Source organism: Chryseobacterium sp. R2ACT005, from assembly GCF_049949215.1.
Taxonomy (GTDB): Bacteria; Bacteroidota; Bacteroidia; order Flavobacteriales; family Weeksellaceae; genus Chryseobacterium.
Genome location: NZ_CP188192.1, coordinates 3,839,115 through 3,851,128 on the forward strand (window position 1 = coordinate 3,839,115; position 12,014 = coordinate 3,851,128).

The window sequence follows — 12,014 nt, forward strand, 5'->3', positions numbered from 1 at the left end:
AGTTTTTAGTAAAAATTGCAGGATTATAGTCGGGGATTCTCATTTTGGGTTCTTCCTTTGTCTATATCTCCGGTATTCACCTTTTTTACTTTGTTTTTTCCAAATGTCTTGGATATGCTGAGTGATATGGATCTTAAATTGGATTGTGAAAAGGTTTCAATATACCCGTCGTTATTATATAATGTATTACGGGAGTTTGAAAGATTCAGCAGGTCTTTTACAGAAAGCTTGAATTTGAAATCTTTATAATTCTTTGAAACCTCAATCTGATTATTGATAAAATAACCGTTCTTCTTATTAACCAGTGTATATGGAGAGGTGTAACCAAAGTTGCAGCTGATGTTCCAGCCTTTATTCCAAAGATTGTTTCCACTGATGGTAACAGAAGAGTTATTATACCATGAACTAGGATGGGTATCATAGATATCTGCATTATTGATATAATACATTCCTGTTGAAAGATTGAACATCCATTTGTTCTCAAATAACGGTTTGTTGTAATTCAGCCCTACATAAAAACGTTTTACATTGCCTTCAAAGTTTTTAGGTCTCGTAACAGAAATATTATTCGCAATCTCTGTATAAGGAAGAATAGGATTTTTTACAATTCCGAAATTGCTTACAAACACCCAGGTTCTTTTTATACTGTAGCTGGCATTAAACAAATACATCTTTGCTACATTCAGATCCTGATTCCCGGTTTCCCACCAGGTTTCATTATTTTTATAGATAAAAGGATTCAAATCATCTACATAAGGTCTCCACAACGCGGTTCTGTATCCCAGAGAAACTCTGTTGTTCTTATTAATCATATAAGAAAAATTGATGCTGGGCACAATATTATTATAACTTCTGGAGAAGTTCTCGCTAACCTTATTTTGTTTTGCACTGATGTTTGTATTTTCATAACGCAGCCCTAAGTTGACGTCCAACACAGAAAAGAGTTTTTTCTTAACATTGGTATATAATGCGTTGATATTTTCATGATAAATGAAATTATTAGAAAACAGGGTATTCAATGTACCGTCTTCATTATAATAGGTATAAGGATTATCCGTAGAAAGCCAATTAAGCTTCCCTCCCACTTCAAGACTTATTTTCAGTTTTTCGAAAGTTTTGGAATAATCTACTCTTACTGTGTAATTGTCTTTCTGATAATCATTATATATTAAGTTTGAATACGGGTTGGTCAAATTGAAAAACTCCGTCGTATTGTCTCTGTGATGGGTGTAATAATCAAAGTTGATATCCAGCCGCTTGGATTTTTTATCATCATTAAAGCTGTAATAAACATTTCCTCCGAAAAGATTCAGCTTATCATTTTGTGTATTTACCGTTCTGTTTTCAAAAATTCCTCCTGTGTTATCATTATATATATTTCCGTTTTCCAGAGAGGATTCGGGTGTTTTGTGGTAGTATTCCAAAATACCTCCTATGCTGCTTTTCTCATTAAGCTCATAATCAAACCCTGTATTTCCTCCAAAGTTGGTTTCTTTTATCAGCGTATTTCCTGTAATCTGATTTCTGCTGGTTTTTGAGCTATAGTTATCAATGCTGTTTCTTTGCAGATCATTATTATTTTCAAAAAACAACATGGTATTATTTGAAAATCTGTTTTTATGATAATTTAAAGCAATGTTCGCCTGCTGGCTGTTTTTTCTGTTTTGTTTATCTGTAATGGTAAAACTTCCCTTAAGTCCGTCTGTTTCCAGTTTCTTCAGCTTCAGATTAATAATCATTGCATCTTCCAGATCATATTTTGAAGAAGGGTTGGTAATCAGCTCTATCTTTACCAGATTAGAAGCCGGCATCGCATTTAGATATTGTATTAAGTCTTTTCCTTTCAGAATTGATTTTCTGTCATTGATGTAAACAGATGCATTGGTTCCTAAAAGGGTTATTTTATTATCATCTACTTTTAACAATGGAGTTTGAGAAAGAACTTCAGATATGTGATTGCCTACAACTAAATCGCTGTTTTCAACATTAAAAACGAAACGGTCATCCTTTTGTTCAAAAAAAGGTTTTTTACCATTCACTTTTATTTCTGCAATTTGTTTTTCTATAACTGTTTTAATAGAATCTTTCTTCTCTTGAGAGAAACCAAACAACGGAAGCAGAACACCCACACCTATCAATATTTTTCTCATTTACTTTCAATATTTCTGATGCAAACATCATGATTATACCTAAAGTCTACAAGATTAGCAATCCAAGATTGATCAATACCGGTATATCCCTTTCCAAAAATTTACAAATTCAGTATTCTTCAAAGTTATTATTCAACTGATGTACAAACACTTAGAGATGTATCGTAAGAATTCAATGATAATTCATAAATTTGCAGTGTATTTAGAGATATGAAGAAGTTTCATTTAATTATTTTAACTGTTTTTCCTTTTTTTTTCTTTTCTCAAAGCATAAAAGGATTACACATTCCAGACTCGTTAAAAAATAAAAGTTATAAGTATATTGATGATGCTTACAATAAAGTATTCCAGATTGATAATGATAAAGCTGAGCTTTTAGCCAATTATATTCTGTTAAAAGGAAAGAAGGAAAACAACAAAGACATCCTGTTTGATGGATATTATAATATTGCCCGGGTAAAAAATCTGAAGAATGAAAATGGGCATCCATTTGCAGATTCACTCATCTCTGCATCAAAAAACGTAAATAACTACGATTACCCAGCCAAATCTCATATATTAAAAGGAATCTTATTCAACAATGAAGGGAAATACAAAGAAGCTTTAGATGAGTATACTATAGCTATTAAGTACAACAGGGCTGAAAATAAAGAACAGTTTTTTTATATAAACAAGCTCATTGCCATCCTAAAAACAGCTACAGAAGAATATCAGGAAGCCCTCCCTCTTTTTTTGAAATACTATGAGTACGAGAAAGATAAAACAAGAACCAACAATGTAGATGCGAAAAACTACATTGCTTCTATTTTTTCTCTGGCTAATATTTATACTAAATGTAAGGACTATAAAAAAAGTATTGAATTTGCAGATCTGGGGCTGGCAGAATGTAAGAAGTACAATAATTACTCTAACTATAGCTATCTGCTTATGATAAAAGGGATCAGCCTCTTTTATGTAAAAGATTATCCGCCGTCTTATAAAATCCTGCTGGAAGTAGAAAAAGGATTGATAAATAATAAAGATTATACCAATCTCGGGGTTTTATATTACTATCTGGGGAAAATAAAACACTCAACCCGAAGTGAAAACCAAGCTATAGAATTTTTTAAAAAGGCAGATTCTATTTCTTTTACTTTCAAAAGCTTTGAGCCCATAAAAAGAGATGGATATGAAATTCTGATCGATTATTATAAAAAGAAAGGCGATTTAAAAAACCAACTAAAATACATTGATAATCTGATCCATAGCGACAGTATAATTGCTGTAAACCGCAAAAATCTTTCAAAAGAGATTCTGAAAAAGTATGATACTCCCCTGCTTATGAAAGAAAAGGTAGGTGTAATTGAAAAACTGAACCATCAGAATGCATGGCTGATAGCGTCTCTGATGCTCATTACTTTAGTTTTCATATTGGTAATCAGAAAAAACAGAAAGAAAATAAAAGAATACGAAAAGCAGGCAAAAGTATTATCAGAAAAACCTTTGGCTACCCCTCTACCGGAAGAAGAAAAAAAGAATGAAACTCCTATTACGGATAATCCTTCCACTATCGTTGAAAGAAAGGAAAAAGCACCGAAAAGTGACCCTTCTTCCAATCCGAAATTTAAAATACTCATTGATAAAATAGAACAGTTTGAAAAGACTAATAGCTTTCTCAATAAAAATATTACATTAGACTCTCTTGCAAAAGAATTTGATACAAACAGGGATTATCTCTCCAAGCTGGTCAATGAATTAAAAGGCAAAAACTTTTCCCAATATCTGAACGAGCTTAGGATCAACTATATTGTTGAAGAACTAAAATCTAACGAAAAAATAAGAAAGCATACCATTGCTGCTATTGCTGATGATATTGGCTACAATAATGCTGAATCTTTCACAAATGCCTTCAAAAAAATAACAGGAACACTTCCTTCTTATTACATAAAAGCCCTCAATTAAAAATAGATCACAAAACATTAAAATACAACGCTTTACAATTTAAATTTATCGAAATTTATCAATTTCGATAAATTTAAATTCTTTATTTACAGGAATAGAATTTACTTTGTACTTCAATTTATTTAGAAATTTTAAAATTACTTTAGCTGTGAAAAAAATTAAAAAAACAGAAAAAAAATTATCCTTAAACAAAGTTCAAATGTCTAAAATAAGAGGAGGGGTAAGCTCTGGAGGAGGCGATCAAATGCTTTTGAATGGGGATAACGATACTGTGGTAGACAGAACAATAGATGATACTCTGGATATGACAATAAAAAACCATTAAACATTTCAACATTTTATCAGTAATTTTGAAAAAAATTACTGATTTTTTATTTTTATGAAGTACCTATTAGCCCTAACTTTTTTTCTTACATTTAATATTACTTTTTCTCAGAAAATAAGTATCAAGCATTTTAATGAATACAATATTGAGAAACTGCAGCCTTTAATTTCTCATTTAAATTCTGAAATACAAAAGAATTATAAAGAAAAAGACAAGGCAGTAAAATATGATAATCTTTTCAGGGCAAGTATGGCCGCAAAAAACTATGATATTGCTCTAAGCCAGCTGGATTCAGTACGCAGTGTTTACAGAAAAAGTAATCCCATTATTTCTAATGCAATGGGAACACAGTATGAAATTTACATCAATGCTCAGAAAAATAAAAATGCTCAGAAAGATTTTCAGGAAAAATATAAAGAAGAATTCCTGAAAAAATATGAAAGTCTGCCGACAAAAACACAGATCATACTTCCCCGCTATTTCAATGGTGATACCGAGAAAACAAAAAAAGAGATTCTGGCTGCCCTTAAAAATGATTTTGAGAATAAAGACAGCGTGGATCTGAAAAAAGCTTTACTGCTGTGCAGAAGTTATAACTCATATGTAACAGGACCTACATTTGATATCGCTAAAAATTATTTAAAAGAACTCGACTTCAGGAACTTCGAGGTGAAAGACAGCTTATTAATCAATAATGAAATCAGTATAAGAGTTGTTTTAAATAAAAAAATAACCAATCCTGAATCTACCATCCTGGTCAATTCCATCTATCCTGATGCAGAGGATGTCAATGATCAAAAAGTACACACAAGCTATGGCTATCACTCTGTTTACATTTATCCCAGAGGAAAATATACGAGCAATGCTGCCATAGAACCTTTTGAACATGAGCAGGAAGATATTAATAAGGTCATTGACTGGATTATAAAACAACCCTGGAGCAATGGCAAAGTAGGAATGATTGGAGGCAGTTATCTGGGATTCAGCCAATGGGCAGCCGCTAAAAATATGCATCCGGCTCTAAAAACTATTATTCCGCAGGCCTCTGTAGGAATTGGCGTAGTAGATTTCCCTATGAATAATAACATCTTTTCCTCTTATTCTCTTCGTTGGATTAACTATGTTACCAATAATAAAATGCTTGATGCAGGCTTCAAAGATGAAGATCATTGGAATTCTATTTTTAAAAAATGGTATGAAGGCGGTGAGGCATTTAACAAGCTAGATTCTATTGCCGGCAAAAAAAATATAATATTTCAACGCTGGTTAAAGCATCCGTCATTTGATAGCTATTGGCAGAAAATGATTCCTTACCAAAATGACTATTCCCACATCAATATTCCGGTTCTAACCATTACAGGATATTATGATTCTGATCAGCTGGGAGCGTTATACTATTTCAGAAATCATTATAAATATAACAAAAACGCCAATCATTATTTGATTATTGGACCTTATGATCATTCAGGAGCCCAGGGTTATATTAAAAATAACCTAAAAGGATATACAATTGATTCTGCGGCCAATATGGATATCGGAAATATAACAATGGAATGGTTTGATTATATTCTGAAGGGGAAACGAAAACCATCTTTTCTTAAGGATAAAATTAATTATCAGGTAATGGGAACCAATGAATGGAAAAGTACTTCCAGCATTGATGATTTTGATAAAAATAAATTAAAATTCTATATCAGTACCCATCATCAGCTTTCTTTAGAAAAAGATAAAGACAAAAGCTTCACACCGTTAACAGTAGATTTTAAAGACCGGACTAATGCAGATGAGCTTTTTAAGCAGAAAGATAACGTACTGGATAGTAAAATTTACAGTTCAGATGCCATTGTATTTTCCTCAGAGCCATTTGAAAAACCTGTTGAATTTACAGGAAATTTTGTAGGTAATCTGAAATTATCCGTCAATAAAAAAGATGTTGATGTATACATGAAGCTGTATGAGCAAAATACAGAAGGCAAATATTTTCTTTTATCTACCTATTATGGAAGAGCAAGCTATGCAAAAAGTTCAGAAAAAAGAAAATTGCTGCGTGAGAACAAAGAGACAAATATAACTGTTACTAATAATGAATTTGTAAGTAAAAAAATGGAAAAAGGAAGTAAACTGGTTTTAGTATTAGGAGCGTTAAAAAATCCTCTTATGCAGATCAATTATGGAACAGGAAAAGAGGTAAGTGAAGAAACTATTAAAGATGCTGCTGCTGCTCTGGAAATAAAATTTTACAACAACAGCTTTATAGAAATCCCTATTTCCCTTAATTAATGCCACGCTTTCCTTTTCAGTTTTTTGACCGTTTTGCTGTCAGATTACCGCTTTTTTCATACAGAGATTTTCAGAATAATTTTTCCGGTGAAAATAAAACCCGCGGAAATTTAGAAAAATATTACAGTAATACTATTTTCAGAGAAGCCATTTATTTAGCTTCTCTTTCTTTGTATCAGGAGATAGAAAAGTATACTGACAATGGGTTACTGGGTTATCAAACCCTACACAAAAGAACAAAAAGCTCATTGCTAAAATATTATAACCGTACAAGTACCCGCTGTACCCCATTTGGGCTATTCTCAGGAATAAGTACAGGAAAATTTGAAAAAGAAACCCTATTTCCGGTATTCTCAGAATATACAAAAGTAAGAGACACAAAGCTGGATATGCATTTTTTAGTGGCGCTATCAGAACAGCTTCTTTCCGTTCCGTACGTTAAAAACAATATTTCTTTTTTTCCTAATAACAGTATTCATAAAGTTGGAAATAAAATCCGCTTTGTAGAATATGAAAATAAAGGAGGAAAAAGAGATTACATCATTTCTTCCGCTCCGATTTCCGAGGCATTAGAACTTATCCTACAATTTTCAGAAACAGGTAAAACAATTGACCAGCTTGCCATTCCTCTTGTTCAGGAAGAAATATCTTTTGAAGAAGCACGGGAATTTATTAATGAACTTATCGAAAATCAGGTTCTGGTAAGTGAACTTAATCCTACCGTTTCAGGAGGTGATTTTCTGGAAGTAATACTTTCCATTTTAAACAGGGTTGGTGCCCATCAGGAAAAAGAGATTTTGGCAGCCCTCAGAAACAAGGTAAGTGAACTTGATTTACATTTTGGAAATACAGCAGCCTCTTATTCTGAAATTGAAAAACTCATCAAAAAACTGAATGTTCAATATGAAAAAAAATATCTTTTTCAGACAGATCTTTATTTTGAAGAGGAAACAAACTTATCTTATCAATGGAAAAAAGAACTGAAAAAAGGAATCTCTTTTCTGAATAAAATTGCCATTCCTTCCAAAGAAACTACTTTAGAAAAATTCAAAAAAGCTTTTTATGAAAGATTTGAAAATCAAGAAGTTACTTTGTCTTATGCTTTAGATCCGGAAATAGGAATTGGCTATATACAGGATACTCAGGCCAAAGGAGTTCATCCCTATCTTGAAGATTTAATACTGCCGTCTTCTAATCAGAAAAAAGAAATTCAGGTAAATCTTAATCCGGTACAAATCATTCTTAATCAGAAATTACAAAAAGCCTATTGGAATAAAGATCATGTAATACATTTAACTGATGATGATTTTAATGGTTTTGAGGAACAATGGGATCAACTGCCAGATACATTATCCGTTATGACTGAAATCATTTCAGAAAACCAGCAGGAAAAATTATCTATAAAATCTGCAGGTGGAAATGCCGGAAAATTACTGGGCAGATTCTGTTCAGAAAAATCATCCGTAAAAGATTTGGTTAAAACCATTGCTGAAAAAGAACAGGATCTTAATCCAGACAAAATTCTAGCAGAAATTGTACACTTACCCGAATCCAGAATTGGAAATGTGATCAGAAGACCTTCGCTGAGAGAACATGAAATTCCTTATCTGGCAAGTTCTGCATTAGAAAAGGACAATCAGATTCTTGTAGAAGATTTGTATCTGTCCATAAAGAACGGCCAACTATTTCTAAGGTCAAAGAAGTACAACAAAGAAGTTATTCCTCATCTTACGAATGCCCATAATTATTCAAACAACTCTTTGCCTGTCTATCATTTTTTATGCGATTATAATAATCAGAATGTAAAATCTTATTTATCATTTAACTGGGGCGGTTTATCCCAGATCTATGATTTTCTGCCAAGAGTTGAATATCAAAACATCATTCTGTCTAAAGCACGATGGAAAATTGATCCTGAACATATTCAGTATTTGGAGTCATTGGTTCAATCTGATGAAAATGATCTTCTGCTTCAAAAGATTGAAGAATGGAGAAAATTAAAACAAATACCAGAATGGATACAGTGGGTAAAAGGAGATCATACACTTGCTGTCAATTTAAAAAATTATGATTTAATTCGAATGTTTTTATCATCCGTAAAAAATGAAAAACAAATTTTTATTGAGGAGTTTCTGTATAATGATCAGTCAGATTATATTCATCAATTCGTTTTCTCTCTATATAAAGACCTATAAATAAGATGGTAACCAGAAAATTTCATCCGGGAAGTGAGTGGCTCTATTTCAAAGTTTACACAGGGATCAAAACTTCAGATAGTATTTTACAGGAAGTTATAGAACCATTAATAGAGCAATTACAAATTCAAAACCTTATTGAGAAATGGTTTTTTATACGATATAACGATCCTAAACCTCACCTGAGGATAAGATTAAATCTTAAGCCTATAACTGACCCTAGTATGATCTTAGAAATGATTAATTCATTATTTAAGGACTATCTGGAATCAGGAGAAGTCTCTTCTGTCATTATGGATACCTACTCAAGAGAACTTGAACGCTATGGTGAAAACACGATAGAATACGCGGAATACCTCTTTTTTAAAAGCAGTCAATTGATTTTAAACTTCCAGGAATACAGTGATGAAGAAAAGATTATTACTTCTTTATTTTATATAGATCATATTTTATCAGCATTCAACTTATCTCTTGAAAAGAAAACAGAGTTTGCACAGCGTTCTGAAAATGCTTTCAAGTCGGAATTCCATGCAGATAAGAACTTAAATAATCAGTTAAAGAAAAAGTATAATGAGTTTTATCCTCAATACTTTGAATTTATTACTTCTGAGGAATATGAAGAAATCAGAGATTTAATAAAAAGTAATATCACTGAAATTGCATTAAAGTTTGAAGATCTTTCAAAATTGGAAAAAGATAATCTATTAGAAATAAAACTAAAAAATTTCTTGAAAAGCATTTTTCATATGCACATTAACCGGTTGTTTATTTCCCATCAAAGACTATTTGAAATGGTGATTTATGATCACTTATTCCGCTTTTATAAAACAAATAGAGGCCATTCTCTGAAAAAATAAATTTGAATATTGTAAAAATAAAAAAAGCACCTACATTTCTGTAAGTGCTTGATTTAGAAAGTGGTCCCACCTGGGCTCGAACCAGGGACCACCTGATTATGAGTCAGGTGCTCTAACCAACTGAGCTATAGGACCTCAAAACTTGGTTAAATTTTGTGTTTGCAAAAATAGTAAAATTTCTTTCACTACAAAATTTTTTATTGCTTTTCTTGGCAAAGTTCTACCAGTACACCGTTTGTAGACTTTGGATGCAGGAAGACAACTAATTTATTATCAGCACCTTCTTTAGGTTCTTCGGAGATAAACTGAAATCCTTCTTTTTTCAGTCTTTTCACTTCTTCCAGGATATTTTCAACCCCAAATGCCAGATGATGGATGCCTTCTCCCTTTTTATCGATAAATTTTGAGATCGGACTTTCAGGATTACTGGCTTCCAACAGCTCAATTTTACTTTCTCCTGTTTCATAGAAAGAAGTTACAACCCCTTCTCTTTCTACGGATTCTTTTTTATAAGATTCTTTTCCCAATAATTTGGCAAAAAGCTCATCAGAAACTCCTAAAGACTTTACGGCAATACCAATATGTTCTAGCTTCATAAATACTAATAAATATAATTAAATCGTAAATTTGATACTCCAGTTGAATTTCAAAGTATCAATTCAAACAAAAGTACTAAATTTGCAGAAATTATGGAAAGTAACAGACAAAGAAAAGTAGCACAGATTATTCAGGAAGACTTCGCAGAGCTTTTCCGCAAACAGGCTTCAGAAAGCAAACAGAGTATTTTAGTATCTGTTTCAGATGTAAAAGTAACTGCTGACTTGGGAATTGCTAAGATTTATTTAAGCATTTTCCCACAGGAATTCCGTACCGCTGTGATGAAGGAGATTGAAGAAAACAAAGCTCAATACAGAAACTTCATCGGACAGAAAATGTCAAAACAGGTACGTATCATTCCCCAGCTTAACTTCTACCTTGACACCGCTCTGGATGATGTTGAAAAACTGGAAAGAGAATTAAGAGGCGAAGGCGACAATCCTGTTTTATAAATCTTGAAGAATATTGCATTTTACATAGCATCCAGATACCTTTTGGCTAAAAAAGGCAGTACCGCGGTTACGTTTATTACGTGGCTGTCTGTGGGTGCCATGACGGTTGCTGTGACTGCAATGTTCGTCATTATTTCTGTTTTTTCAGGTCTTGAGGATCTGAATAAAGACCTTATTTCCAATCTTCATGCTGACCTTACTTTAAAAAGCGTTTCCGGAAAAACTATTAAGAATCTGGATACCGTGAATAAAGTATTAGGCACCCATAAAGAAGTGAGCAGCTTCTCCCGTGTTATTGAAGAAAAAGTATACATCAGCTTCAACGGAAAAGGAGATATTGCTTATTTAAGAGGCGTTGATTCTGCTTACATCAAAGTAAACCCTATCAATAAAGATGTTTTCTACGGAACTTATCCGAGCTTCAAATATTCCAATGAAGTATTGATGGAAAACAGTCTGGATAACAGACTTTCAATTCCTGTGGATTCTTCCAACCATTATGCGACAGTCTTTATGCCCAAACCGGGAACAGGGATTATCAATAAAGAAGAAGACATCTATAATAAAAGAGATATTTCAGTAACCGGTGTTTTCCCTGGAAAAGATCAGCTGGACAATTATATTATCTCTCCTATTGAGCTTGCGGAAGAGTTACTTAACCTTCCCAAAAAGTCAGCATACCAGATTGTCATTAAACTAAAAAATCCGGAAAATGCAGATGCTGTAAAACAAAGCCTGCTTTCTTCTCTCGGCAAAAATATTGAGATCAAAACCAAGGAAGAAGAAAATGCTGCTTTCTGGAAAATGATCAACACCGAAAAACTTTTTATCTACCTGATTTTTGCCCTGGTTATCTTCATTACCACCTTTAATCTTGCCGGAGCAATCATTATCCTTCAGCTTGATAAAAAAGAACAGGCAAAATCACTTATTTCACTGGGCTTTCCTTTAAGCCATTTGAGATTAACCTATTTCTACACCGGTCTCCTGATTGTTGTTTCGGGGGTCATTACCGGATTGATTCTTGGAACAGCACTTTGCTACTTCCAGCTTTACACAGGATTCTTCCGAGCTAATGAAGTTCTGCCATTCCCGGTAAAAATTGTAGGAAAAAACTATCTTATTGTAGCCCTTACAGCTTCCTTGTTCGGAATCACTATTTCATGGTTTTTCTCAAAAATCAGCAAAGAATATATTACTAAAAACTAATCTACTAA

General features: G+C 32.8%; 9 protein-coding genes and 1 tRNA gene. 7 read left to right on the forward strand and 3 right to left on the reverse strand.

Annotated elements, in window-relative coordinates:
• Window positions 1–23: 23 nt before the first annotated feature.
• Window positions 24–2,150 (reverse strand): outer membrane beta-barrel family protein, encoded by a 2,127-nt coding sequence (locus ACPF63_RS17595; RefSeq protein ID WP_426480776.1) that lies wholly within the window; start codon window positions 2,148–2,150, stop codon window positions 24–26.
• 210 nt (window positions 2,151–2,360) lie between these two features.
• Here ACPF63_RS17595 and ACPF63_RS17600 point away from each other — a divergent pair, with 210 nt between their 5' ends.
• The 5 genes from ACPF63_RS17600 (at window position 2,361) to ACPF63_RS17620 (ending at window position 9,748) form a co-directional block, all read left to right on the forward strand.
• Window positions 2,361–4,091, forward strand: coding sequence for a helix-turn-helix domain-containing protein (locus tag ACPF63_RS17600; protein ID WP_426480777.1), 1,731 nt, complete (start codon window positions 2,361–2,363; stop codon window positions 4,089–4,091).
• Between the two features lie 199 nt (window positions 4,092–4,290).
• Entirely contained in the window at window positions 4,291–4,416 is a 126-nt protein-coding gene (locus tag ACPF63_RS17605) for a hypothetical protein (protein WP_426480778.1), read from the forward strand.
• Window positions 4,417–4,470: 54 nt separating this feature from the next.
• Window positions 4,471–6,696, forward strand: coding sequence for a CocE/NonD family hydrolase (locus ACPF63_RS17610; RefSeq protein ID WP_426480779.1), 2,226 nt, complete (start codon window positions 4,471–4,473; stop codon window positions 6,694–6,696).
• Window positions 6,696–8,891 (forward strand): lantibiotic dehydratase family protein, encoded by a 2,196-nt coding sequence (locus ACPF63_RS17615; RefSeq protein WP_426480780.1) that lies wholly within the window; start codon window positions 6,696–6,698, stop codon window positions 8,889–8,891. The genes ACPF63_RS17610 and ACPF63_RS17615 overlap by 1 nt, the downstream gene beginning before the upstream one ends.
• 5 nt (window positions 8,892–8,896) lie before the next feature.
• Entirely contained in the window at window positions 8,897–9,748 is an 852-nt protein-coding gene (locus ACPF63_RS17620; protein ID WP_426480781.1) for a thiopeptide-type bacteriocin biosynthesis protein, read from the forward strand.
• 61 nt (window positions 9,749–9,809) lie between these two features.
• Here the strand turns inward: ACPF63_RS17620 and ACPF63_RS17625 are convergent.
• Both ACPF63_RS17625 and mce read right to left on the reverse strand, forming a co-directional pair.
• Window positions 9,810–9,883, reverse strand: a tRNA-Ile gene (locus ACPF63_RS17625).
• Window positions 9,884–9,945: 62 nt separating this feature from the next.
• On the reverse strand, window positions 9,946–10,344 hold the full coding sequence (gene mce / locus ACPF63_RS17630) for a methylmalonyl-CoA epimerase (protein ID WP_126653567.1): 399 nt from the start codon (window positions 10,342–10,344) through the stop codon (window positions 9,946–9,948).
• A gap of 93 nt (window positions 10,345–10,437) precedes the next feature.
• Between mce and rbfA the strand changes: the two genes are divergently transcribed.
• Entirely contained in the window at window positions 10,438–10,797 is a 360-nt protein-coding gene (gene rbfA / locus ACPF63_RS17635) for a 30S ribosome-binding factor RbfA (protein ID WP_077413872.1), read from the forward strand.
• Between the two features lie 3 nt (window positions 10,798–10,800).
• Complete coding sequence (locus ACPF63_RS17640) at window positions 10,801–12,006, forward strand: ABC transporter permease (protein WP_426480782.1); 1,206 nt, start codon at window positions 10,801–10,803, stop codon at window positions 12,004–12,006.
• Window positions 12,007–12,014 lie beyond the last annotated feature (8 nt).

Excerpts from the sequence above, each read along its gene's own strand:
- ACPF63_RS17595 (WP_426480776.1), bottom strand. The coding sequence starts at position 2,150 with ATGAGAAAAATATTGATAGGTGTGGGTGTTCTGCTTCCGTTGTTTGGT.
- ACPF63_RS17600 (WP_426480777.1), top strand. The coding sequence starts at position 2,361 with ATGAAGAAGTTTCATTTAATTATTTTAACTGTTTTTCCTTTTTTTTTC.
- ACPF63_RS17605 (WP_426480778.1), top strand. The coding sequence starts at position 4,291 with ATGTCTAAAATAAGAGGAGGGGTAAGCTCTGGAGGAGGCGATCAAATG.
- ACPF63_RS17610 (WP_426480779.1), top strand. The coding sequence starts at position 4,471 with ATGAAGTACCTATTAGCCCTAACTTTTTTTCTTACATTTAATATTACT.
- ACPF63_RS17615 (WP_426480780.1), top strand. The coding sequence starts at position 6,696 with ATGCCACGCTTTCCTTTTCAGTTTTTTGACCGTTTTGCTGTCAGATTA.
- ACPF63_RS17620 (WP_426480781.1), top strand. The coding sequence starts at position 8,897 with ATGGTAACCAGAAAATTTCATCCGGGAAGTGAGTGGCTCTATTTCAAA.
- mce (WP_126653567.1), bottom strand. The coding sequence starts at position 10,344 with ATGAAGCTAGAACATATTGGTATTGCCGTAAAGTCTTTAGGAGTTTCT.
- rbfA (WP_077413872.1), top strand. The coding sequence starts at position 10,438 with ATGGAAAGTAACAGACAAAGAAAAGTAGCACAGATTATTCAGGAAGAC.